The 24059-nt window shown below is 67.1% G+C and carries 16 protein-coding genes and 3 pseudogenes; 6 read left to right on the forward strand and 13 right to left on the reverse strand.

What is annotated here, in order from left to right:
• Positions 1-11 precede the first annotated feature (11 nt).
• Positions 12-1241, reverse strand: a pseudogene (locus L6444_RS10090) (sodium-dependent bicarbonate transport family permease); the annotation flags it as partial.
• Between the two features lie 415 nt (positions 1242-1656).
• Here L6444_RS10090 and L6444_RS10095 point away from each other — a divergent pair.
• The 3 genes from L6444_RS10095 to L6444_RS10105 all read left to right on the forward strand — a co-directional run bounded on the left by L6444_RS10095 (position 1657) and on the right by L6444_RS10105 (position 5042).
• Complete coding sequence (locus tag L6444_RS10095; RefSeq protein WP_236982151.1) at positions 1657-3009, forward strand: salicylate synthase; 1353 nt, start codon at positions 1657-1659, stop codon at positions 3007-3009.
• Between the two features lie 235 nt (positions 3010-3244).
• Positions 3245-4012 (forward strand): sigma 54 modulation/S30EA ribosomal C-terminal domain-containing protein, encoded by a 768-nt coding sequence (locus tag L6444_RS10100; protein ID WP_236982153.1) that lies wholly within the window; start codon positions 3245-3247, stop codon positions 4010-4012.
• A 25-nt stretch (positions 4013-4037) separates the two neighbouring features.
• Complete coding sequence (locus tag L6444_RS10105) at positions 4038-5042, forward strand: acyl-ACP desaturase (RefSeq protein WP_370653192.1); 1005 nt, start codon at positions 4038-4040, stop codon at positions 5040-5042.
• A gap of 10 nt (positions 5043-5052) precedes the next feature.
• On the opposite strand, the gene L6444_RS10110 is transcribed toward L6444_RS10105, so the two are convergent.
• The 9 genes from L6444_RS10110 to L6444_RS10150 all read right to left on the reverse strand — a co-directional run bounded on the left by L6444_RS10110 (position 5053) and on the right by L6444_RS10150 (position 15966).
• Positions 5053-5988, reverse strand: a complete 936-nt coding sequence (locus L6444_RS10110) for a MerR family transcriptional regulator (protein ID WP_236982157.1) — start codon at positions 5986-5988, stop codon at positions 5053-5055.
• The gene (locus tag L6444_RS10115) at positions 5985-7490 is read right to left on the reverse strand and encodes a flavin-containing monooxygenase (RefSeq protein ID WP_236982159.1); all 1506 of its coding nucleotides are present in this window, start codon (positions 7488-7490) and stop codon (positions 5985-5987) included. The genes L6444_RS10110 and L6444_RS10115 overlap by 4 nt, the downstream gene beginning before the upstream one ends.
• Before the next feature lie 3 nt (positions 7491-7493).
• Complete coding sequence (locus tag L6444_RS10120) at positions 7494-8414, reverse strand: ferritin family protein (RefSeq protein WP_236982161.1); 921 nt, start codon at positions 8412-8414, stop codon at positions 7494-7496.
• A 29-nt stretch (positions 8415-8443) separates the two neighbouring features.
• Positions 8444-9313, reverse strand: a complete 870-nt coding sequence (locus L6444_RS10125; protein WP_236982168.1) for an SDR family NAD(P)-dependent oxidoreductase — start codon at positions 9311-9313, stop codon at positions 8444-8446.
• A 2-nt stretch (positions 9314-9315) separates the two neighbouring features.
• The gene (locus L6444_RS10130; protein WP_236982170.1) at positions 9316-10317 is read right to left on the reverse strand and encodes an alpha/beta hydrolase; all 1002 of its coding nucleotides are present in this window, start codon (positions 10315-10317) and stop codon (positions 9316-9318) included.
• Positions 10318-10449: 132 nt separating this feature from the next.
• Positions 10450-13305: an MMPL/RND family transporter gene (locus tag L6444_RS10135; RefSeq protein ID WP_236982172.1), complete on the reverse strand. Its 2856-nt coding sequence runs from the start codon at positions 13303-13305 to the stop codon at positions 10450-10452.
• Complete coding sequence (locus L6444_RS10140) at positions 13302-13745, reverse strand: MmpS family transport accessory protein (protein ID WP_236982174.1); 444 nt, start codon at positions 13743-13745, stop codon at positions 13302-13304. Before L6444_RS10140 ends, L6444_RS10135 begins: the two co-directional genes overlap by 4 nt.
• Before the next feature lie 18 nt (positions 13746-13763).
• Positions 13764-14189 (reverse strand): hypothetical protein, encoded by a 426-nt coding sequence (locus L6444_RS10145; RefSeq protein ID WP_236982176.1) that lies wholly within the window; start codon positions 14187-14189, stop codon positions 13764-13766.
• A gap of 139 nt (positions 14190-14328) precedes the next feature.
• Positions 14329-15966 (reverse strand): (2,3-dihydroxybenzoyl)adenylate synthase, encoded by a 1638-nt coding sequence (locus L6444_RS10150; RefSeq protein WP_236982178.1) that lies wholly within the window; start codon positions 15964-15966, stop codon positions 14329-14331.
• A gap of 187 nt (positions 15967-16153) precedes the next feature.
• On the opposite strand from L6444_RS10150, the pseudogene mbtG reads away from it, so the two are divergent.
• Together mbtG and L6444_RS10160 are read left to right on the forward strand one after the other, a co-directional pair.
• A pseudogene (gene mbtG / locus L6444_RS10155) lies at positions 16154-17447 on the forward strand (NADPH-dependent L-lysine N(6)-monooxygenase MbtG).
• On the forward strand, positions 17428-17643 hold the full coding sequence (locus L6444_RS10160) for an MbtH family protein (RefSeq protein WP_236982180.1): 216 nt from the start codon (positions 17428-17430) through the stop codon (positions 17641-17643). Before mbtG ends, L6444_RS10160 begins: the two are co-directional and overlap by 20 nt.
• Before the next feature lie 70 nt (positions 17644-17713).
• Here L6444_RS10160 and nbtC read toward each other — a convergent pair.
• From nbtC to L6444_RS10175, 3 genes and pseudogenes are all read right to left on the reverse strand, one after another.
• A pseudogene (gene nbtC / locus L6444_RS10165) lies at positions 17714-20723 on the reverse strand (nocobactin polyketide synthase NbtC).
• Positions 20724-20800: 77 nt separating this feature from the next.
• The gene (locus L6444_RS10170) at positions 20801-22117 is read right to left on the reverse strand and encodes a beta-ketoacyl [acyl carrier protein] synthase domain-containing protein (protein ID WP_236982182.1); all 1317 of its coding nucleotides are present in this window, start codon (positions 22115-22117) and stop codon (positions 20801-20803) included.
• A 14-nt stretch (positions 22118-22131) separates the two neighbouring features.
• The gene (locus L6444_RS10175) at positions 22132-22893 is read right to left on the reverse strand and encodes a thioesterase II family protein (protein ID WP_236982184.1); all 762 of its coding nucleotides are present in this window, start codon (positions 22891-22893) and stop codon (positions 22132-22134) included.
• 201 nt (positions 22894-23094) lie between these two features.
• Here L6444_RS10175 and L6444_RS10180 point away from each other — a divergent pair, with 201 nt between their 5' ends.
• Positions 23095-24033 carry a methionyl-tRNA formyltransferase gene (locus L6444_RS10180; RefSeq protein ID WP_236982186.1) on the forward strand — a complete coding sequence of 313 codons (939 nt, stop codon included), beginning with the start codon at positions 23095-23097 and terminating at the stop codon, positions 24031-24033.
• The last annotated feature ends 26 nt before the right edge of the window (positions 24034-24059 follow it).

Consider the following 24059-nt stretch of genomic DNA (forward strand, 5'->3'; position numbering starts at 1 on the left):
CGGCTGGTATGGAACCAGTGTCCGACCAGGCGGGCGAATTCGATGTACAGCGGGATCCCGATCGTCACGTTGTAGGAGAACGTCAGGCCCAGTGATGCCGCCAGCGGCAGTGTCGGGCTGGCTTCGGGGATCGCGAGGCGCTGGACGGCGGGAACGGCGATGTAGGAGGCCGCACCGCACAGCACGGCGAACAACACGTAGGTGCCTGGTTTGAAGTCCGCGCCGGTCAGTGCCGCGTAGCTGTGCGCGACGACGATGCCAAGTGCGGCAAAGACATTCGGGGCCAGCAGCCCGAAGACGATGAAGCCCTTCCCCGCGCTGCGCAGGTCGCGCAGCTTGCGTGACGCCGTCATGCCCATTTCCAGCAGGAACAGCGCCAGCACGCCCTGAAAGGCGGTGACGAAGAAGGTGTCGTCGTCGTGGACGACTTTCTCGCCCTGCAGCCCGCTGATCAGGCCGATGACGATGCCGCCGAGCAGCAGGCACAGCCCCGGATTCAGGAACACCTCCTGCAGCAGATCGCGGGAGAACAGCGACGCCTTCTTGGCACTGGTGCCCGGTTTGGTAACGGTGTCGTCCCAGCCGCCGTGTTCGTTCTTTTCCATCGACAGCTCGAGCTCCTGCTCGATGGCGCGTTCTTCGCTCTCGACGCTCTGGCCACTGGCGGGCCGGGCCACGGTGCCGGGGCCGATGCTGACCCGGGCGGGTGCGGTGTAGCCGGGCTCGTCGGGCAGATAACCCGCCTGGTCCATGCCGCGGTGCCGCAGACGAGCCACCAGGTACAGCGCCACCAGACAGCCCGGGATCTCCATGACCGCCAACATGACAGGCATGTAGGCGTTGAAGACGAGTCCGACACTGGTCAGCACCGCGACGCAGGTGGCGAAGGTGCCGGCCGAGTCCGATCCGTAATAGCCGGCGACCGTGGCTCGGTCGACGCGCCGCATTCGGGTCATGCGACCGAGCAGGAAGTAGGCCAAGCTGCCGATCACGAAATTCAACACGAAGCCGACCACCATGAAGCCGACGATGACGCCGATGCTTGAGGGCTTGATCTTGGCCAGTTCCTCGCCGCCGTGCCAGCCGATGGCCAGCAGCAGGTACATCGTCAGGCCTTGGTAGATGACGTAGGGAAATTCGAAGCGAACCTTGAGGATTGGGATCAGAAACCCGAAGTAGAAGAACAGCAGTAGCGGCTTGAACAGGTTGTGGGTGAAGTTCTCCCAGAACTCGTGCAGCATCCGACACCCTCCGCGCTCATCGCGATTCGAGAACAACCGGCCGTCGGTGGGCGACCGCGAGATATCGCTGCGAACGTAACCGCGCCGATGTCCACCCGCCACTCAGCTGGAGCGGACAAGCTGCCGATTTAGCCCAGTTTTCGTGCCGGTACCCTCGCCGAAATCTGCTTGTAACCAGCGGAAATCGCAATTTCGCAGGCTGGCGCCGTTTGTCGGTGCAGGGTGTGGATCGAGTACCAATTACCTGTCAGTTTGCTGGGAGCCCCGTGTCGGGTCGGCGCACAGGCGCCAGCGCAGTCGGCTTGACGTCGACGCGACCCTCGGCACCGCGCCGCCGGGCCGTACCGGGGACGGCCGGCGCGCTCCCGGGGGCGCCCCCCGCCTTAGTGGATAGGTTAGGCTACATTTACTAATTATGATGGAGGCCAGTGTCGAGACGAGTTCTTCCAGCACCGAGTCGCCGGCCATCCCGCTGCCGGGCGGGGTCGACCCCGCTGACGTAGCTGCCGAACTGGCCGCCCGGCTCGCTGAGCCGGTGGGCGACGAATACCTGCTCTACGAGCAGAACGGGCAATGGGTGCTGGCTGCCGGCGTGCAGGCGATGGTGGAACTGGACAGCGACGAGCTGCGGGTCGTGCGTGACGGCGTGACCCGGCGCCAGCGGTGGACGGGGCGCCCGGCGGCGGTGCTGGGCGAGGCCATCGACCGCTTGCTGCTGGAAACCGACCATCTCTTCGGCTGGGTTGCTTTCGAATTCGGCGTCTATCGCTTCGGTCTGCAACAACGGCTGGCGCCGCACACGCCGCTGGCCCGGCTGTTCTGGCCGCGCACCCGCATCGTGGTCACCGCGGAGGAGATCCGCCTGTTCAGCGCCGACGCCAAGCACCGGGAAACCGTGGAGCGGTTGCTTGCCGACGGAGTGCGCGCGGTGCCCCGGCCCACGACGGTGGACCTGTCGGCGGACCCCTCGGGTTATCGCGATCGGGTGGCGGTGGCCGTCGGCGAGATCGTCGCCGGAAACTACGACAAGGTGATCCTGTCGCGCTCGCTGGAAATACCCTTCGCGCTGGACTTTCCGGCGACCTACCGGCTGGGCCGGCGCCACAACACGCCCGTGCGGTCGTTCCTGTTGCGGCTCGGGGGTATCCGCGCGCTGGGTTATAGCCCGGAACTGGTCACCGCGGTACTGCCCGACGGTGTGGTGGTCACCGAGCCGTTGGCCGGAACACGTGCGCTGGGCCGCGGTGCCGTACCCGACCGGCAGGCCCGCGACGATCTGGAGTCGAATTCCAAAGAGATTGTCGAGCACGCCATTTCGGTACGCACCTCGCTTCAGGAGATCAGCGAGATCGCCGAGCCGGGAACCGCGGCCGTCGTCGACTTCATGGCGGTGCGCGAACGAGGCAGCGTGCAGCACCTGGGGTCGACCGTCACCGGGCGGCTGGACCCGGCCAGTGACCGAATGGACGCGCTGGAAGCGCTGTTCCCGGCCGTCACCGCCTCAGGTATCCCGAAAGCCAGTGGTGTGGAAGCAATCCTGCGTCTGGACGAGGGCCCACGCGGGTTGTATTCGGGTGCGGTGGTGACCTTCTCGTCGGACGGGGGACTCGACGCCGCCCTGGCGCTGCGAGCCGCGTACGAATGCGAAGGGCGTGGCTGGCTGCGGGCCGGCGCGGGCATCATCGAGGCGTCCGACCCCGAGCGTGAATTCGAAGAGACCTGCGAGAAGCTCTCCACCTTGACGCCCTACCTTGTCGAGCGGCACTGACGGGCTGAGGCTGCCCGGACCGCCGTGGGCGCGGGTCCACACCGACGAAATCGGCGGCATCCACGCCATTCGGGCGTCCCCTGTCGACGCCACCATGAGGTGACCGACGGCATGTCCGCGCGGGACTTTGGTCCCTATTCGGTGCAGGTGCCTGCCAGCGACCCTGGTTAACGGTGACATTCGGTGTCGCTGAACGTGAATCGTCACGAATAACAGGAAAGCGGGGTCGCAGGGAATGGGTGCACCCGAGTTCGTGCAGGAATCACCCGAGGTCACCGTTTTCTCCGGTGGAAACCTGTCGACTGCCCGCGCCGAACAGATTGCCCGGGCAGTCAAGTGCATTCTGGATCGTCGCGGGCTCACCGGTGGTGCCCGGGTGCGGGTCAAGACGGGGCGGTGCGGGCGCGGTCCGATGGTGGTGCAGGTGAACCTGCGGATCGGCGACCTGCCGGCCCGTGTGGCGGCCGTCACCAGCGGCGTCGACGATCTGGCGCCGGCCCTGGCCAGGCTGGACCGCCAGGTGGCCCGGCTCTGTGCGCCGTGGCGGCCCCGCCCGTGGCCGGACCAGACCCGCAGGCCGATGACCGTCGCCCCGGACGCCACGCTTACCCGTCGTAAAACGGTTGTGCTGCAACGCACCGCACCACTGGATGCCGTCCAGGTGATGGACGCGATGGACTACGACGTGCATCTGTTCACCGACGCCGAGACGGGTGAGGACGCGGTGGTGTATCGGGCCGGCCCGTCCGGATTGCGCCTGGCCCGCCAGCAGCACGTGCGTCCCCCGGGCTGGGTGTGGTCACCGGAGGACTCCGGCCCACCCGTGCCGCTGATCGTCAATCCCCTTGCCGCACCGGTGCTTTCCGAGGATGCCGCGGTGCGCCGCGCACGCGACCACGGGCTGCGGCACCTGTTCTACACCGACGCGACCACCGGGCGCGGAGGGCTGCTGTACCCGCGCCACGACGGCAACCTGGGGCTGATAACCCCCGCACATCGATAACTGGGAGATTGCTGTGTCCAAAGAAATGACCAACCTGCAGCTACTCGAAGAGCTGGAACCGGTGGTGGAGCGACTGCTCAACCGCCACCTGTCGGTGTTCAAGGAGTGGAGTCCGCACGACTACATCCCGTGGTCGGACGGCAGGAATTACTACACCCTGGACGGCCAGGACTGGGAGCCGGGGCAGAGTCAGCTGTCCGACGTGGCACAGGTCGCAATGGTGCAGAACCTGTTGACAGAGGACAACTTACCGTCCTACCACCGCGAGATCGCGATGAACTTCAGCATGGACGGGCCCTGGGGGCAGTGGGTCAACCGCTGGACCGCCGAAGAGAACCGGCACAGCACCGCGTTGCGCGACTACCTGGTGGTGACCCGCGCGGTCGATCCGGTGGAGCTGGAGAAACTGCGCGTGGAGCAAATGACCAGAGGCTTCAGCCCGGGCCAGAACCAGCAGGGCGACCTGTTTGCCGAGAGCATCTTCGACTCGGTCATGTACGTCTCGTTCCAGGAGCTGGCGACTCGCGTCTCGCACCGCAACACCGGCAAAGCCTGCAACGACAGCATCGCCGACCAGCTGCTCGCCCGGGTCTCTCACGACGAGAACCTGCACATGATCTTCTACCGCGACGTCAGCGAGGCCGGCCTGGACATCGCGCCCAACCAGGCCATGCGTTCGGTGCACCGGATCCTGCGCAACTTCAAGATGCCCGGATTCACCGTGCCTGAGTTCCGGCGCAAGGCGGTGATCATCGCCGTCGGCGGCGTCTACGACCCGCGTATCCACCTCGAAGAGGTGGTCATGCCGGTGCTGCGCAAGTGGCGGATCTTCGAACGCGAGGACTTCACCGGCGAGGCCGCGTGGATGCGCGACGACCTGGCCGTGCTGATCAAAGAGCTCGAGCAGGCCTCCGACAAGTTCGACGAGTCCAAGCAGCGATACCTCGATCGCGAGGCGCGCAAAGCCGAGCGGATCACGGCCAGCAAGGTGCTCAAGACCGACGGGACGCTGACGCTGAGCAGGCACTGAGGGAACGCGCTCAGGTTCCGGTCTCGGCGGCGGCCGACTTCTCCAGGTATTCCGCCAGCAGTCGGCTGACCAGAGATTCGATGTTGGCTTCGATCGACGATGCCAGGGTCGCGGTGACGGTGGCGACCGCTTGAGTCCGGAACCGCACCAGCATGGTGATCAGCTCGGCCACTTCGGCGTCCGCCGGCAGCGCCTCACCGGGCTTGATGCGGTCCGCGACGTGTTCGAAACCGGCTTGCACCAGCAGGTCGCTGATCTCATCGATCTTCGGCACGATCTGCTCGTGCAGGTCGATGAGCCGGTGTGTGCTGATCCCGTAGCCGCGGACCTCGTTGAAGGCCTCGATGAGTTTGGGTCGGGTCAGCGTGGCCTGGTCGCCTTCGATGCGGATCAACCCCAGCCCCACTATGCGGTCGAAAGAGCTTGGGTCGTCCACGAGTTCGCGCGCTTCGGTCAGCGGCATGGTCTGGGGCTTCTCGGTCGTCCAGGTCCCCACGATGGCCGATTCCAGGCCCAGCACGTCGCCGAGGTTTTTGCCTTCTTCCCACGCGCTGACCATCTCCCGCACGTGGGCGATGGTGTAGCCGCGGTCCAGCATCGAGGTGATCAGCCGCAGCCGGGTCAGGTGGGTGTCGTTGAACAACGCGATGCGCCCGACGCGCAGCGGCGGTGGCAACAGACCGCGGTCGCGGTAGACCCGGATGTTGCGGGTGGTGGTGCCGACCAGTCGGGCCAGCTCCTCGATCCGATACTCCCCGGATTCGCCGGCGCCGTGCGGATTGCGGACCGCGGCGTCGAACAGCTGAGTCACCGCCGCTTCGACGAAGTCACGGGACTGGCGCCGCACGCGTTTCGGCGTGCGGCGCACGTTGTACAGCACGCTGGCGATGGTGCCGGGCTCGGGACGGGGCGGTCGATCCGCCGCCCCGCCGCTGCGTTGCGTCACGCCGGTGCGCTGACGCGGTCCCGGGTGTCGTGGGCATTGTTGGCGATCGCGTCGTAGTGCTCGTACCGGAAGTTGTGCATCTGGCGAAGATACTGCGTGGCCGTCCCCGGGTACATCGACCCGTTGAACCCGTCCTTGGTCAGATACCAGCTCTGGCAGCCCGAGTTCCACGTCGTCTTGGTCAACCGGCGCTGGATGCGCTGGTTGTGCCGGCGTTGGACGTCTTCGCGCACGTCGAGGTAGCGCAGGTCGTCATCGAGGATGGTTTTGATGCCCCGCACCGCGTAGTCGAGCTGGCCTTCGATGTAGACCAGCAGCGAGTTGTGGCCGGGCCCGGAGTTCGGGCCGGTCATGAAGAACAGATTCGGGTAGCCGTGCGCGTTGATGCTCTTGTAAGCCTGTGCGCCACCGGCCCATTCCGCGGCCAGTGCGCGCCCGCCGAGTCCGGTGACCGGGAACGGCGGCCCGCTCAGGTGGACGTCGTAGCCGGTGGCGAACACGATGCAGTCCAGGTGGTGTTCGACGCCGTCGCTGGTGCGGATCCCGGCCGGGCTCAGCGTCGCGATCGGCCAGTCGATCAGTTTGCAGTTCTCGCGCTGCAGGGCCGGGTAGTAGTCGCTGGAGATCAGCATCCGTTTGCAGCCGGGCGCGAAGTCCGGTGTCAGCTGGCGACGCAGCCAGGGGTCTTTGACCTGCGCGCGGATGTGGGCCTTGCCGAGCCGGGCCACCAGTGCGGTCAGCGGGGTGTTCCACACCATCGCCGTCGCGGTGGCTTCGTGGCCCCAGAACAGCACCTGGCGGGCGAGCTGTTGGGTGGCAGGAAGTTTGGCGAACAACGCCTGCACCGCGGGCGGGGTGGCGACGTCCAGCCGCGGCAATACCCAGCCGGGCGTGCGCTGGAACACCTTGACGAACCCGGCCTGCTTGACCAGTTCCGGGACGATCTGGATCGCGCTGGCGCCAGTGCCGATGACGGCCACCTTCTTGCCGGTGAAGTCGTAGTCGCAGTCCCAACGGGCGCTGTGAATCTTGTGGCCCTGGTAGCTGTCCAGCCCGCGGATGTCCGGGAAGCTGGCATCGGACAGCGGCCCGGACGCCAGCACCACGGTGCGCGCCCGAAACCGCTTGCGGTTCTTGGTCTTCGCGGTCCAGACGCCGGCCTCTTCGTCGAACGTCAGGCCGCTGACCTGGTGGCCGAACCGGATCTTGTCGCGGGTCCCGAACCGGGTGGCCATCTCCTCGATGTGGCGATAGATCTCCGGGGCCGGGGAATAGGTCCGCGACCACTTCGGGTTCGTGACGAACGAGTACGAGTACAGCAGCGACGGGACGTCGCAGCTGGCCCCCGGATAGCGGGTGTCGCGCCAGGTGCCGCCCACCCGGTCGGATCGTTCCAGGATCACGACGTCGTCGATTCCGGCTTCGGCCAACCGGATTGCCGCCCCGAGCCCGGTGAAGCCGGCTCCGATGATCAGCGTCTGATAAGTGCGTTCGGTCGCCATGTGCTACGCCGCCGGCTCGTGGGTGAGCTCCCGCGACCAGCTCGGCATCGGGCGCAGCAACGGCTTGGGGTAGAAGTCGGACAGCCACACCATGGAATTGGCCAGCAGCTGGTAGGGGTGCCGTGGGTTGACCACCCACCCGGCATGGCGCTTGAGCAGTTTGTAGGCCGGCACCCGCGGAGTGCGATCACCGCGCTCGCCGAGTTGGCGGAACCGCTTGACGGCGTTGAAGAGTCGCTCGGCCTCCATGCCCATGCCGGCCATCTCGTTGCGGATGCGGTTGAGCAGCGGTACGTACATCAGCGCGCCCAGGATCAGGCCCGGAGTCGCGACGGTGCCGACGAATTCGATGGCCAGCCGCCGCGCGGTGGCGTGCCCGATCATCTCCAGCACCGCGAAATCAACTGCGATGTGGCGTGATTCGTCGTTGTTGATCTTCTCGAACACCTGGTGACAGACCGGGTCCTCGACAGTGTCCAGCAGGAACTTGAGCAGTGCGCCGTCCAGCGCCACCTCCAGCATCGGGATCACGGTGCCCAGCACCGACAGCGGCATGTCGTCGGAGTAGGCGTCCAGCCACTCGATGGCCAGCCGGATATTGACGTTGGGTTTGGGGACCTCACCGTCCTCGAGCATGCCCCAACGCTTCATCAGGGCCAGTTCTGCGTTGGCGTGCCGTTGCTCCTCGGCGTGGAAGTACCGGTAGATTTCGGCGATCGTCGGGTTGGGCGCCTTCTTGGCCAGCGCCGCGAACCCGCGGGCGCCGATGTTCTCGATCCAGCACAAGTCGGCCATGAACGCCTTGAGTTTCGGCCGGAACTCGGGCCGGATGGTTTCGGCACCCGGTGCATCCCAGTCGATGTCGGCGAGCGCCCACTGCCGATCTTTGATCTTGGCGAGCATGGCTTCCATTTCGATGGCCACCAGGCCCTCCTTTCAGGTGGACGGGTGTTTCAGTGACTGGTCACCCGCATTACCAGGCCGACTCCACGGGTATAAGCCCCGGGGGCAAGGCGTTTGATGTTCCAGCCGATCTTGGCGTCGAGCTGGGGCATGCAGTACAGATCGCCGCGGTCGTTGGTGTCCAGGCAGACCCTGGCGACCTTCTCCGCCGACAGGCCGGTCCAGCGCATCAACCGGTCGGCCAGGTTGCTGGACTCCTCGCTGATGCGTCCGGCTTCGAGGCCCGAACCGACGATGTTGGTCTTGACGAAGGTGGGGCACAGCACGGTGACTCTGACTGCGGTGCCGGATAATTCGGCCGCCAGCGTCTCCGACAACGAGAGCACCCCGGCCTTGCTGACGTTGTAGGCGGCCATTCCGGGAGCCGCGCCGAACGCAGCTGCCGAGGCGACATTGATGATCCCGCGGGGCGCGTGTGACGGGCCGGCTTCACGCAGGATCGGAGTGAACACCTGGCAGCCGTAGATGGGTCCCCACAGGTTGATCCCCAGTGTCAGCTGCCAATCCTCAAGCGGCACTTCGCCGATGGGGGCACCCCCGGCGCCGACGCCGGCGTTGTTGATCACCAGGGTGGGTGGCGCGCCGAACCAGGCCTGCGCCTGTTCGGCCAGGACGGCCACCTCCTCGTACTCGGACACGTCGCAGCGCACCGCCGTTGCCTTGGCGCCCAGCTCGTTGATGGTCTCGGCGGTACGTTGCGCGGCCGCCTCGTCGATGTCGCTGCACACCACCGAGCCACCGCGACGGCCGAGTTCGACGGCGAAGGCGGCGCCGATGCCGCTGCCCGCTCCGGTCACCACTGCCAGCGAGTCGCGACTGGTGGTCGGCTTGTTGCGCAGTTTGTCCAGTGGTCCGAACATGGTCAGCCGGCCTCCTGCTCGATACTTTTCTCAGTTATGTCGTCCCGCAGCGACTTTGCGATGAACCGCTGTACGTGCGCCATGGCTTTGGGGGCCTCCGGTGATATCCGGGGCAGTGCCTGGAACACATGCATCTGGTCGGGCCAGACCTGCAATTCACAACTACCGCCGGCGGCGCTGATGTCGGCGGCGAGTTGCCGAGCGTCGTCCTGCAGCATCTCGGCGCCACCGGCCTGGATCAGCGCAGGCGGCAGCGTCGGGCCACCCGCCACGTCGAGCGTCAGCCGATGGTGGGTGGGATCCACCCCGGCGTGATAGAGGGCCACCAACTTCGCCGCGGCCGCCGCGCGTATCGCCGGGTCGGGGCGTCGCAGTTCGCGTGCGGCGCACAGTCCGAAGGTGAGATCGATCAGCGGCGAGAACAGCACCATCGCCGCGGCCGGGTTCTGCGCGACGTCGGGTTGCAGCAGCAGGTCCACCGAGAGGTGGCCGCCGGCCGAATCCGCAACGACCACAATGTTTTCCGGCGGCACTCCGCTGGCCTGCGGTAGCCAGTCCCAGCCGGCGCGCACGTCGTCGGCGGCGGCGGGGAAGCGGTGCCGGGGTGCCAGCCGGTAGTCGATGCAGAACACCGGCAGCCCGGTGAGTGCGGACAGCCAGGAGGTCAGCCGGCGATGGGTGCGCGGCGAGCACATCGTGTAGCCGCTGCCGTGCACGTAGTAGATGACGCCGTGTGATGAATGTTGCCGGATACCACGCCCGTACACCCATTCGCCGACCACGCGGCGCCCGTCGGCAAGGACGGTGTCGACCGGTCTGACCCGGGCGCCGGCCAGCGACGGGCCGAAGGTGTCCATCACCCGGGCGACGAGTTGTCGTGATGTCCAGACTCCCCATGCCTGATCGGGGCGGATCGCGCCGGTGATCGGTCGCAGCATCAGCGAGCTGACCGTGATCGCGGTCCGGGAGCGCAGCGACCCGCGGGCTGGAACATCGTCGTCCATGGGAAGCGAGTCAATACCAAATGGTGACATTAGTCAATGGCAGCTTCGGGCGGGACTCTGTTTCCGCCGCCGCCCATCCCATCCGCCCAGCGTGACTCGCACGACGCGACCCGCCGCGGGAGCGTGCCTAGTTCACGGCCGAGGCCGAGGCCGAGGCGGAGGTGGGTGGCTGGGTGGAAGAGGCGGGACGGGCCGGGACCGCACCAGGGTGGGCCACCAGAACCACGGCCCCATGATCCGCAGCAGGCACGGCACCACGAACGAGCGCACCACCAGCGTGTCGAGCAGCAGGCCGATACACACCGTGGAACCCACCTGGCCGATGCTGCGCAGATCGCTGCTGAGCATCGCGAGCATGGTGAACGCGAACACCAGTCCCGCCGACGTCACCACCGCACCGGTACTGCCCAGCGCGCGGATCAGGCCGGTGTTCAACCCGGCGTGCACCTCCTCCTTGACGCGGGCGATCAGCAACAGGTTGTAGTCCGAACCCACCGCGACCAGGATGATGAACGTCAGCGGCAACACCAGCCAGTGCAGGTGCAGCCCGATCAGGTGCTGCCAGACCAACACCGACAGCCCGAACGCCCCGGCGTAGGAGAAGGCGACGGTACCGGGAATCACCAAGGCGGCCACCAGACTTCGCGTCAGAAACATCATGATCAAGAAGATCAGCACGAAGGCGGCGATCGCCGCGATCAGCAGATCCGACGCGGCGTACTGCTTGATGTCCTTGTCGTTGGAGCCCGAGCCGCCGATGTAGACCCGCGCTCCGGCCAGCGAAGTCTCTTTGAGCACCGTGGTGATGGCCCCGGCGAACTGTTCGACGTGCTGTACCCCTTCGGGGCCCATCGCGTTGCCCTCGTGGGTGACGATGAACCGGGCGGCCTTGCCGTCGGGCGACATCATCAGCGTCATACCGGTTTTGACGTCTTCGTTGTCGAATCCCTCCCGGGGGATGTAGAAGAAGTCGTCGCTGCGGGCCCGGTCGAAGTCGATTCCGACGTTGATCATGTCGTCGAAGGTCTGGTCGGTCTGGATGGCTTGCAGATCCGCCGATCCGTAGCTGTTGACCAGCAGCGCCTGCAGCGCCTCGGTGTCGTCGCGCATGATCTTCATCTGCGAGATCATCTGTGGCAGCAGCTTATCGATGACCTCCAGGGAAGCCACGGCGTCCTTGATATCGGCGGCCATCTTGTCGATGCCGTCGAGCGCGTCGAACAGCGACCTGAACGCCCAGCACACCGGAATGTCGAAACAGTGCCGCTCCCAATAGAAATACGAGCGAAGAGGCCGGAAGAAGTCGTCGAGGTTGGACAGCTCCTGGTTGAGCTGTTCGGTGACCTTCTTCATGTCCTCCATGGTGAGCACGGTCGAGTGCATCTCGTCGGCCATCTTCTGCAGCAGCCCGATGGTGCGGTCCAGCACTTCGACGGTGTTCGCCTGGATTTGGGCCTGCTGATCGGTATTCGCGTTCTGCTGACGGTTGAATGGCAGCTGTTGGCCGTTGCCGCTGCCTTGGGTGGTGAACAGGTAGGGCAGCGTCGCGTGCTCGAGCGGACGTCCCATCGGCCGGGTGATGCTCTGCACCATGGCCACGCCGGGCAGTCGGATCAGGCTCTTGGCCACCCGGTCCAGTGAGATGAAATCGGCCGAGTTCCGCATGTCGTGATCCGTCTCGACCATCAACATCTCGGAGAACAGTTTGCTCTTGGAGAAGTGCCGATCCGCCGCGGCGAAGCCCTGGTTGGCAGGGCCGTCGGACGGCTGGTATTGGCGGTCGTCGTAGTTGACCCGGTAGGTCGGCACGAACACCGCCCCGAACATGACAACAGCGGTGCTGGCCACCAGGATCGGCACCGGCCACCGCACCACACTGGTCCCGATCCGCCGATACAGTTTCGCCTGAGCCTGGCGCCGCGGATCGAACAGCCCGAACAGGCTGCCTACCGTCAACACGGCCGGGCCCAGGGTCAGCGCCGCCGCGATGGTCAGCAGCATCGAGATGGCCACCGCCGGGCCCATGGTGTGAAAGTAGTTGAGCCGGGCGAAACTCAGGCAGAAACACGCCCCGGCGATCGTCAGCCCGGAGCCGATGATGATGGGTGTGACACCCCGGTAGGCCGTGTAGAACGCCTCTTCCCGGTCTTCGCCGGCGCGCCGTGCCTCGTGATAGCGGCCCATCAGGAAGATGCCGTAGTCGGTGCCCGCGCCCAGGGTCAGCGCGACGACGATGTTCACCGCGAACGAGGACAGTTCGATGTATCCGAGATGGCCGAGCGTCGCGACCACCCCCTTGGCGACCAGCATCTCGATCAGCACGCCGGCCAGCGGGACCAGCAGCGTGGACACCGACCGGTACACCAGCAACAGCATCACGATGATCAGGATGATCGTCACGATGGTGATGTCGTTCAGGCTGGCATTCGCGATCGTCACGGTGTCGGAAGCCAGCGGGGCCGGGCCACTGACGTAGACCTTGAGCCCGGGCGGCGGAGTATCGTGCGCGACAATCTGTTTCACCGCGGAGACCGACTGATTTGCTTGCATCTGCCCGATGTCGCCGGCGAGGCGCAGCAACACGTAAGCCGCTTTGCCGTCCACGCTCTGGGCGCCCGCCGCGGTGATCGGCTTGCCCCACAGGTCCATCACGTACTGCACATGGCTGGTGTCCTGCTTGAGACGGCGCATCAAGTCGTCGTAGTAGTGGTGGTCCACGTCGCCCAGCGGCCGGTCGGCTTCTAAGACGATCATGGTCATACTGGTCGAGGTGGATTCGTGGAACTTTTCACCGATGCGCAGCATCGCCCGTTGCGACGGCGCGTAATGCGGGACCATCGGCCCGGCGAGTTCTTCGGCGACCCGTTCGACCTGGGGCACAAAGGTATTGGTGGTGACGGCGATCAGCGCCCAGAAGACGATGATCGGGATCGCCAGTGCCCGGACCGCCCGCGGCAGGAACGGCCGAGGCGCCCGGTGCTCACTCATGCGGATTTCACCCGGCAGGTGACATGGGCGTCCTGGTGGGTATCGGACTGTTCGTCGCGCACGACGTCGTTCACCCTTATTCGGCACCCGATCTGACCGCCACGAACCTGTGCCGAGATGCTGCCGGAAACGACGGTCAGCGTCGTCGTCTCGGTGTGCGACCAGGGCAGCGTATTCAGGTCAAGCCGGTGCGGGTGGCTTTCGACGTCGACATAGACGAGCATTCCGCCGTCGCCGACGTTGCCGAACAACTCGTAGGTCATTTCCTTGCGGGTGGTCTGCTCCGGCGCTTGCTGCCCCAGGACGGTGATGACCGGAGGGGGAGCGGAGAATTCGTGCACCTTCCACATGCACAGCGCCCCGACGCCGATCGCGACGACGGCGACCAACGGCATCCAGGCTCGCGCCAACAAGGTCCTGCCGGTCGGTCGACTACTCACCCGATTCTCCATCCGCACTCAAACTGCTTTTGGCAGCAGCTTTTTCAACCTGGCGCCGGCGAGCAGCCGAAGCGCGAGGTTGGTGGAGGTCAGCATCGGGATCACCCCGAGGAAGGTCCGTTCCGACGGCCTGGCACCGTGTAGGTGTTCGAGGCTGCCGAACACATAGAAGCAGCCCAGCATGAAGATCATCCCGGGAATGGCGAGCGCCATCGGCGATCCGCGGTCGGTGACCACCTGTCTGGCGTAGTTCAGTTCCTCGGCCGTCATGGGTTCGCGTTTGCGCAGCTTGCGCACCACCGTCGTGGCGCTGCCCACCTCCCGGCTGATCGGCGGCAAGTCCCGGCTGCGGAGTCGTCTCACATATGTGAAGGCGACGGTGGCGAAAGTCAACATCATTGCCAGAGAGGCAATGGTCAAATAGCCGTACAGACCCGGCGTCATGATCTCCTCCCGTGCCGCCGACCGAATTTAGTGAACACTACCGTCTGCTATCTGAATTCCTCAAGAAGGTACCCGACACACGTGGCGGGCGCGCGTCGGGAATTGGCAGACGGCGCCGTCGTGAGGTCACGCCAGCGGCTCAGCCCACGGTGCGGATGATCGCCTTCTTGTCGACCTTGCCGATCGCGGTGGTGGGCAGCGCCGGTAGCGCGGCCAGCTGGTCGATTCGTACGTGCGAAGCGACGCCGCGCTGCTCGAGGTGGGCGTTGAGCTCCGACTTCGTCACCGGAGCGCCTGCGAAAACAACTGCGGCGCAGATTTTTTCACCGAGAGCCGGGTCGGGCAGCGGCACCGCCGCGACCGACCAGACGGCCGGGTGGCTGAGCAGGTGCTCTTCGAGGTCCAGCGCCGAAATGGTCTCACCGGCGCGGCAGATTACGTCTTTGACCCGCCCGGTGACCACCAGGTTGCCGTCGGCGCGGAGCCGAACCAGGTCGCCGCTGCGGTAGAAGCCGTCCGGGTCGAAGGAACGTTCGTTGTCTCGCCCGGCACGGAAGTAGCCGTTGATGGTGTACGGGCCGCGCACCAACAGTTCGCCTTCGGCGCCGGCGGCCACGGGCGCTCCGTCGGCATCGACGATGCGCAGTTCGTCGGCAGGGCTCAACGGCCGGCCCTGGGTGCGCTCGAGCGTTTCGGGCGGGTCGTCGAGGCGGGTGAAGTTGAGCAGTCCCTCGGCCATCCCGAACACCTGCTGCAGGCCCGCGGTCAGCCTCGCGCGCACTTCGGCGGCGTCCTCGGGTTCCAGCTTGGAACCGCCGACCTGCAACAGCCGCAACGTTTGTGGTGTGACGGGTTCCCAGTCGCAGGCCTGCGCCCAGAGTCTGGCCAGTGCCGGCACCAGCGCGGTGACGGTGACGCCGTGCCGGTCGATGGTGGCGAACGCGGCTTCGGGGCTGGGGTCGTCGGCGAAAACGATTGTGGCGCCGGCGCTTAGCGCGCCGAGGAGGCCGGGGCAGGCCAACGGAAAGTTGTGTGCCGCCGGTAGCGCGACCAGATAGACGTCGTCGTGGGTGAGCCGGCAGAGTGCCGCGCTGGCGGTGGCGTTGTACACGTAGTCGTGGTGGGTGCGTGGGATCAGTTTCGGGGTGCCGGTGGTGCCGCCGGACACCAGCAGCAGCGCCGGGGAGCCAGGGTCGGGGACGACCTGCGGAACGTCCCCGTCCGGCAGCGTCGCCCAGGCCAGGAACGGGCCGGGATGCCCGTCGACCACGACGTGCCGCAGCGACGGCTGGGTGGCGACGAGCGTCTGGGCCATCGGTCGGTAGTCGAACCCGCCCACGGTGTCGGCGACGATCAGCGCTACCGCGTCGCTGACCTCCGCGAAATGACTCAGCTCGGCCAGCCGGTGTCCCGGCAGGCACATCACCGGGATGGCGCCGGCGCGCAGCACTCCGAACAGCGCCTCGGCGAACCGGCATGAATTGGGTAGCGCGAGCAGCACCCGGTCGCCGGGTTCGATGCCCAGCGCCGCCAGGCCGGCCGCCGCACGGTCGGCGAGCCGGTCCAGCTCAGCGTAGGTATGGCGGTGGTGCGCATCGACGACGGCGGGGTGGTGCGGCCAGGTCTCCGCGGCCTGGGTGAGCAGGTCGTCCACCGTCCGGTCGGTCCAATAGCCGGCGGCCCGGTAGGCGGCGGCCCGCTCGGGCGGAAACGGGACGAAGCCGTCCAGAGCGGGGCTTTCAGACGGGTGGGACGGGCAGGTAGAACGTGGCGGCACTCGCGAGCTCCTCGGGGTGAGCGTGTCGGCACTGCGAGCATAGGGTAGCGTACAGAAAGTTAGGACAGCCTGAGCTAATACGGGAGGTGGGGGTCGTGGGCGGCGCGTCATTCGCCGGATCACCGGCGAACGCAGAATGCCACCCGGGCCACCTCGGCCGGAGCGACGATCGTGGGGCGGGTGACTGGTGAGCCGGACGCTGGCGGTCATCGGCGCGGGCGCCAAGGCGGTCGCGGTGGCGGCAAAAGCCGCGGTGCTGCGCGAGATGGGTGTCGAGACGCCTGACGTGGTGGCCATCGAACGCACCGAGGTGGCGGCCAACTGGCTGCCGGGGGGCGGCTGGACCGACGGTCGGCAGCGGCTGGGCACCAGCCCGGAGAAAGACGTCGGGTTCCCGTACCGGTCGACGCTGGTGGCCGGGCGCGAGTCCGAGGTCGACGAACAGATGATGCGGTTCAGGCCGGCAGTCGTATCTGGTTGCCTCCGACCAGTTCGTGGGCTGGGTGGACCGGGGCAGGCCGGCGCCGGCCCACGACACCTGGGCCCGCTACCTGCGGTGGGTCGCCGAGGTCGCCGGCCTGAAAGTCGTTCAGGGCGAAGCGCGCAAGATCGCCGTCGAGCAATCCCGCTGGGCCGTCCACACATCCGGATCCACCGTCTGCGCTGACGCGCTGATGGTCACCGGGCCCGGACAGCCGGAGCGATCGATGCTCTCCGGTGATCCCCGGGTGTTGTCGATAGCGCAGTTCTGGGCCCGCGCCGGGCAGCACGAGCGCATCGTGGCCGACAGTGTCGCGGTGATCGGCGGCGGCGAGACCGCTGCGTCGATCCTCAACGAGCTGTTCCACCATCGGGTTTCGTCGATCACCGCGATCTCGCCGCAGGCGACGCTGTTCACCCGCGGCGAGGGCTTCTTCGAGAACTCGCTGTTCTCCGATCCCGCCGGATGGCGCAGCCTCAGCCACGCCGAACGCCGCAACTGCATCGCCCGCACCGACCGCGGGGTCTTCTCCGCACGGGTCCAGGAGTCGCTGCTGGCCGACGAGCGGATCACCCACCTGCGTGGCCGCGTCGCGCGGGTCTTCGACCAGGACAACAAGATCTGGATCACGCTGCGCACCGACAACTGCGGTGAACCGCAGGAGACGCTGCACCGCTACGACCTCGTCATCGACGGGTCCGGCGCCGACCCGCTGTGGTTTTTGCCGCTGCTGCAACCGGACGCGGTGGGACTGCTGGAGTCGGAGGTCGGTGCGCCGCTGTCCGGTGAGCGACTCGAAGAGTGCATCGGTCCCGATCTGGCGATCGCCGGTGTCAATCCGAAACTGTTCCTGCCCAACCTGTCCGGCGTCAACGAGGGTCCCGGATTTCCCAACCTGAGTTGCCTGGGACTGCTGTCGGACCGGGTGCTCGGCGCCGAGATTCAGCGTGCCGCTGCCACAACCTCGATGGGGAGATCCGGTGAGTATCAATCCGTTTGACGACGAAGACGGCACCTTCTACGTGTTGACCAACGACGAGGAACAGCACAGCCTGTGGCCGGAGTCCATCGGCCGGCCGGCCGGCTGGCGGGTGGTGTTCGGTGCGGACAGCCGCGCCAACTGCCTGGCCTACGTCGAGCAGCACTGGACGGATATGCGGCCCAAGACTCTTCGCGACGCAATGGCCGCCGACTGACGCCCGCCGACTGACGCCGCCGGTTGAGGATGCCCGCCGACTAGGGCCGGCGCGGTGTCCCGTTCCCGCCTCAGGCGTCCAGCTTGGCCAGCACGTCGGCGATCGACGCCCCGCCCAGTAGGTCCGCGACATCGAGCTCGTGGTCGAACTCCTTCTTGACGCGACGGCGAAACTCGAGCGCCTGCAACGAATCCAGGCCGATCGCCACCATCGGGATGGTGGTGTCGATCGCCTCCACACTGTCCACCCCGATGGCCCCGGCCAGCAGGCTCATCAACCGGTGCGACGCGCCGGCGGGTGCCTCGACCGCCACGGAAGGGGCAGGTCCGGCCGCGGGTGCGGCCGCGGGTTCGGGCTCGGAAAGCTGCGCCAGCAGCGAGTCGCGGCCACAGGTCGCAAGCACCGACCGGGCACGATCCAGGTCGAACGCGGCGACGGCGGCGTTGGTGGCAAGTCTGGTCATCCCGACCGCCAGCGCATCAGCGGGCGCCATCGGGACAACGCCGAGACCGGACAGCATGGCCAGTCCCGAGTCGTCGAGGTGCACCTTCCAATGCCCCCATTGCACCGACACGCAGTCCAGGCCCTCGGCCCGAACGTGGTGTGCCAGGGCGTCGAGCATACGGTTGCCGGCGGCGTACAGCGCCAGGCCGCGACCCCCGACGGTGGCCGACACCGACGAGCACAGGACCACGCGGCAGTCGTCGGTTCTGGGGAAGCTGCGCAGGATGCGTGCGATTCCCACCACCTTGGCGCTCAGCGCGGCATGCACCTTGTCGGTGGTGATGTCTTCGAGTTCGACACCCGAATACTCGACCGCGCCATGGATGATCACGTCGGCAGGAGCGTCCCGGTGCCGCTCGGCCAGCTGCGCCACCGAAGCCGGATCGCTCAGGTCACACCTGGCGACCTCGATGTGAGTCGTTGTGGCGGAACGGATCTGGCGCAGCCGCTCCCCGACGGCGGTGGTCTCGCCGGTTCTGCTGACCAGCGTGATGCGCTGGGCGCCCTGCTGGGCGAAGTGCCCGCAGAACTCGAGTCCGAGTTTCCCGGTGCCGCCGACGATCAGGACGTGCCCGGGACGCGCGGCGGCCGTGCCGGCGGCGCATTTCTCGCCCGGCACGACACGCTTGGCGTACAGGCCGCCGTCGCGCAGCGCGAGTTCGGATTCCCCGGCCGTGTGCAGCGCCTTGAGCACCGGCGCCGCGGTTGCCGCCGATGCGCCGGCCGGCAGGTCGAGGTGGCGGAACCGCACGCCGGGATATTTCGCGCCGATGCTGCGGAATCCCGCGCTGGCCGCCGCGTGCACGAGGTCCGGCGGCCCGTCGTCGGTGACGACGGCCTCGCCGGCCACCGTCACCAGCCAGCAGTCGGTGACCCCGCCGTGCACCCCGGGCCACCACGCGCGCTCGGCGAAGAAAGCGGCGACACGATCCGCCGCGGCGACGGCGTCCAGCTTCGGCGATGCCGGCAGCAGGATGACGTGGGTGTCCAAATCGTCTTGGGCGGCGGCACTCTCGCTGTCGATCGACCGGGCCGTTGCGCCCAGTTCGGCGGCTGCGGCACACAGTGCCTCAACCAGCTCGGCGCAGTCTCCGGTGTGATCGATGAGCCCGATGGACCGCGGCCGGGTCAGCGACCGGCGCGTCAGGCGAACCCATTCCTCGGCGAGCAGCCGCGGCTGTGCCGACGGCGAAGCCGCGCCAACCTCGGGCACTGCCGGTCGGCTGGTCGGTGTGGCGGTCTTACGCCGCGGTAGTACCTCGTCGTAGGGCAGCCACAGGGTGGTCTCGTTCATCAGGGTGTTCGGGAAGTCGGGAAGCGGTTCAGCGGCCGGGTGCTCGGAGTCGACGCGCAGGAGATCCCACCGGTAGTTCAGGTCATGAACGGCCAACTGCGCGAGGTTTGTGGTGAATTCGCGCAGATCGGTCGCGGTCCGGACGGAGGTGCTGACCACCCGGGAAGCCATTTCGTCGCCGCCGCGGGCGGCGAGGTTCTCGTGGATCGCCAGTTGCAGGGTCGGATGCTCGGCCAGTTCGACGAACGTGTCGACATTCAGTTCGGCGGCGGCCGCGACCGCCTTGTCGAACCGCACCGTGTTACGCAGGTTCCAAAACCAGTACTGGTCGACCGGCAGGTCCGGGGTGATCGCGGCGCCGAGAGTGGAACCGAAACAGTCGATCTCGCTGTCCAGGAACTTGGGATTCGCCAGCTGCCGCTGCGAGGCCGCGCGTACCGTGTCGCCGAGTCCGTTGATCAGGCTGGTGTGCGCCGGATACCGGACACCGATGACCCGGGCGAACACACCGCGCTCGGACAGCGCGGCCACGAGGTCCTGCACCGTCTCCCGGTCGCCCGAGATGCCGGTCATATTGGGCGAATTCACCACCGACAGCTCCGCCCAGCCGGTACAGCGGGCCAACAGCTCTTCGCAGCTGTCCCGGTCGGTCGCCACCACGGCCATCGAGTAGGTCACCCGACTCGATCTCGCGGGCGGCCAGCGCACGAATACCGATGACGCGCACCGCATCCGCCAACGTGATCAGCCCCGAAACGTAGGCGGCGGCGATCTCGCCCTGGCTGTGTCCGACGGTGACCTGCGGGACGACCCCGACCGATCGCCACGCCGCGGCCAGGCCCGCCATCTGCGTGAACAGAGCCGGTTGCACCGTGCCGGCGTCGCTCTCGGCGGTCAATTGGTCGTCGAGCAGATAGGGCAGCGGCGACTGGCCCGAGTACTCCACGAAAGCTTGCGCACAGCGGTCCGCCTCCGCACGAAAGGCCGGAATCAGCTCGTAGAACAACCGCCCCATCCCGGGACGCTGACTGCCCTGGCCCGGAAAGACGTAGGCGAGCCGACGGGCCGCCGCCCCCGCGGCGCCCACCACCGAAGGGTGGTCACGACCCTCGGCGATCGCGCCCAGCGCCGCCAGCAGCTCGTCACGGTCGTTGACCATGGCCAGCGCACGGTGCTTGCGGGCCACCCGGGTGCCGAACAGCATCTGCGCGATGGCCGGTGGTGTCACGCTCGGGTGCGATGCCGCGTAGGACAGCACGGCGGCGGCTTCGCCACGCAGCAACTCCGGTGTCTCCGAGGTCAGCAGGACCGGGATCGAGCCGTCCGGAAGCCGGTAGGTCACGCCGTGGTGGGCAACTGTCACTTCGTCACTTCCCCTGCCGCTGCGGGCATTTCGATGATGGCGTGGGCGTTGGCGCCCCCCGCGCCGAACGACGACGTCGCGCCGTAGCGAATCCCGTCCTTGGCCGGCCACGGGTGAACCTTGGTGGCCAGGCGCAGTCCGACCAGGTCCCAGTCCAGCATCTTGGTCGGGTTGTCGGCGTAGAGGGTCGGCGGAATCTGACCGTGGTGGCCGGCCAGCAGCAGCTTGATCAGGCCGAGGATGCCGGACGCGGCCTGCGGGTGGCCGAGGTTGGACTTGATCGAGCCCAGCAGCGCCTGGCTGCCCGCTGCGCCGTAGGTCTTGAACAAGGCGAGCAGCTCCACCGGGTCGCCGGCCTGGGTTGCGGTGCCGTGCCCCTCGATCATCCCGACATCGGCGGGGTCGATGCCCACCACGTCGAGCGTCTTGCGCACGACTTGTTCCTGCGCCCGGACCCGGGGGACCAGGATCGGCTTGCCTTTACCGTTGTGATTGGTGCGGATGGCCAGGATGCGCCCGTAGATGTGGTGGCCCAATTGTTTTGCCCGCGATTCGCGTTCGATGACCACCATGCCCGCGCCTTCGCCCCATACGGTGCCGCTGGCGTCGTCGGAGTAGGCGCGGCAGTGCCCGTCGTCGGAAAGCGCGTTCAGCCGGGAGAATTCGTAGAAGGCGCCCGGGGAACCCATTACGCACACCCCGCCGGCCAGCGCCCAGTCGCATTCGTCGAAGGCGACGGCGGTAGCGGCCAGGTGTACCGCGGTCAGCGAGGACGCACAGGCGGTGTCGAGGCTGATGGACGGACCGGTCAGCCCCAGACTGTGCGAAATCCTTGCAGCCCCGCCCAATTGGCCCAGGCTGGCGATGCGGTGTCCGGTGAAGGCATCGGCCACCGAGGCGCGCGGCCCGTACTCCATCGGTGACATCCCGACGAAGCAGCCCACGAATTCGCCGTCCAGCGTCCCGGGGTTGATCCCGGTGTTCTCCAGCGCTTTCCACGCCACGCGCATCGCGACGCGCTGCTGGGGGTGCATCACCAGTGCTTCGCGGTGGGTGATCCCGAACAATGTGGGGTCGAAAGTGGTTGCGCTGTCCAGGAACCCGCCCGCATCGTGGACCGGGCCCCAGCCGTCCATCTCCGATACCGAGAACAGCTCGTCCAACGGCCAGCCGCGGTCGCGCGGGAACGGGCCGATCAGTTCCCTGGATTCGGTGAGCGCCTGCCACAGTGCGGCCGGGGTGTCGATGCCGCCGGGCGCCTCGACGGCCAACCCGGAGATGACGATGTGATCTTCGGTCGACCCGGCTGTCACGGTCCGGCCGTAGGTCATGATCTCGACTCGGACTGCCGCAGTTCGCCGGCCAGCAGCTCGGCGATCGCCTCGGTGTGTTCGTTGAGGAAGAAGTGTCCGCCGTCGAACATCGTCACCTCGACGGAGTCGGTGTGCTTGCCCCATCCGTAAAGGTCGCCCAGTGTGACGATCGGATCCTGGTCGCCGCCCAGTGCGTGGATGGGCGCGGAGATCCTGACGTCCTCGTCGCACGCGTACGCGTCGCAGGCGCGGTAGTCGGCCTTGATCACCGGCAGTGCCAGTCGCATCAGGTCACGGTTGCCGAAGACGTCGGAGTTGGTGCCCTCCAGCGCCGCGAGGTGGGTGAGGATCTCCTCGTCGGTTTCGGGGTGCGACGGCTTGTTCGCCGCGTTGCACGGCGCGACCGCGGCCGAGACGGTGAGGTGTGCGACGTCGACGCCGTTGGCTTCGGCGATCCGGGCGAACTCGAACGCCACCCAGCCGCCCATGCTGTGCCCGAAGGCCGCGACCGGGACACCGCGATTGTGGTCCGAGCGGGCGAACTCCTCGAATGCTCCGGCGGCGATCTCGGGCAGTGAACCCAGCGGTGGTTCGGCGGCCCGGTCCTGGCGTCCGGGGTACTGGAACACGATGACGTCGAACTTGCTGCTCAGCGCCTTGGAGAAGGCGCGGTAGGCCGATGCGCCGGCGCCGGCGTGGGGGAAGACCAACAGCGTGGGGCTGCCCGGGGATTCAGGTTTGTGGAACTGCCTGATCCACCCAAGGGTGCGCGGCATGCATCGTCACCTTTCGCTCGCTGCTGACTGGCCGGGCGCCTGGCGCCGACCGGTCACCTGTTCGGCGGGTCCCGAAGACGTCGAGCCGGCCTTGTCGCACGTCAGTCCCCCAGGAACTTCGTAACTTAGCGAAGGCTAACATAATCTGCTGAGGCCGGATCGGGCCGATCGGAAGACGACGTACGAAGGGGGTTGAGGCTGATGCGCGTCGTGTCGTTCGGCTTCCAGACCTGGGGACACAAGACCCTGCAGGCGCTGATCGAGCTCGGGCACGATGTCGTTCTCGCGGTCACCCACCCGGCCAGTGCCGAGTCCTACAAAGCCATCTGGTCGGCCTCGGTCGAGGAACTCGCCCGCGAACACGGCATTCCGGTCCATGTCACCACCCGTGCCGACGCCGAGACCATCGACGTCGTCAAGCGCGCCGAACCCGACGTCATCGTCGTCAACAGCTGGTACAGCTGGATGCCGCCCGAGCTGTACACGCTGCCGCCGCACGGCACCCTGAACCTGCACGATTCGCTGCTCCCCAAGTTCACCGGGTTCTCCCCGGTGCTGTGGGCGTTGATCAGCGGCGAAACCGAATTCGGGCTGACGGTGCACCGGATGGACGAGGGCCTGGACACCGGAGACATCCTGGTGCAGCGGTCGTTACCCATCGGCGCGAGCGACACCGGCACCGATTTGGTGGTCAAGGGCATGGAGCTGATCCCGGGCGCGTTGCGGGAGGCGCTGGACGCGCTGGAGTCCGGCACCGCGCGCTGGCGGCCGCAGCACAAGGCCGAGCGGACCTACTTCCACAAGCGTTCCGAACGTGACAGCCTGATCGACTGGAATTGGCCGGCCGAAGACCTGGAACGGTTCGTGCGGGCCCTGTCGGACCCCTATCCGCGCCCGTTCACCCATTACCGCGGCGAACGCATCGAAGTGCTGCAGGCCCGGGTGTCCGAAGCTCGCTACGGTGGAACGCCGGGGCGGGTGATCGTGCAGGAGGGGGGCGGCGCGGTGGTGTCCGGGCCCAGCGCCTATCGCGGCGGCAACCACGGGTTGGTGATCACCCTGGTCCGCGACGCCGACGGGGTAGAACGTCGCGGCGACGAGTTCTTCGTGCGCGGCGGCTATCTGACCGACCAAGCGTAGCGAGCCAAACCTAGGAGTTGGGACAA

This window comes from Mycobacterium kiyosense (assembly GCA_021654635.1).
In the GTDB taxonomy this organism is placed as follows: domain Bacteria; phylum Actinomycetota; class Actinomycetes; order Mycobacteriales; family Mycobacteriaceae; genus Mycobacterium; species Mycobacterium kiyosense.

Bases quoted from the DNA above. Each gene is read 5' to 3' on its own strand.
- L6444_RS10095 (WP_236982151.1), top strand. From the start codon at position 1,657: ATGATGGAGGCCAGTGTCGAGACGAGTTCTTCCAGCACCGAGTCGCCG.
- L6444_RS10100 (WP_236982153.1), top strand. From the start codon at position 3,245: ATGGGTGCACCCGAGTTCGTGCAGGAATCACCCGAGGTCACCGTTTTC.
- L6444_RS10105 (WP_370653192.1), top strand. From the start codon at position 4,038: ATGACCAACCTGCAGCTACTCGAAGAGCTGGAACCGGTGGTGGAGCGA.
- L6444_RS10115 (WP_236982159.1), bottom strand. From the start codon at position 7,490: ATGGCGACCGAACGCACTTATCAGACGCTGATCATCGGAGCCGGCTTC.
- L6444_RS10125 (WP_236982168.1), bottom strand. From the start codon at position 9,313: ATGTTCGGACCACTGGACAAACTGCGCAACAAGCCGACCACCAGTCGC.
- L6444_RS10130 (WP_236982170.1), bottom strand. From the start codon at position 10,317: ATGGACGACGATGTTCCAGCCCGCGGGTCGCTGCGCTCCCGGACCGCG.
- L6444_RS10135 (WP_236982172.1), bottom strand. From the start codon at position 13,305: ATGAGTGAGCACCGGGCGCCTCGGCCGTTCCTGCCGCGGGCGGTCCGG.
- L6444_RS10145 (WP_236982176.1), bottom strand. From the start codon at position 14,189: ATGACGCCGGGTCTGTACGGCTATTTGACCATTGCCTCTCTGGCAATG.
- L6444_RS10175 (WP_236982184.1), bottom strand. From the start codon at position 22,893: ATGCCGCGCACCCTTGGGTGGATCAGGCAGTTCCACAAACCTGAATCC.
- L6444_RS10180 (WP_236982186.1), top strand. From the start codon at position 23,095: ATGCGCGTCGTGTCGTTCGGCTTCCAGACCTGGGGACACAAGACCCTG.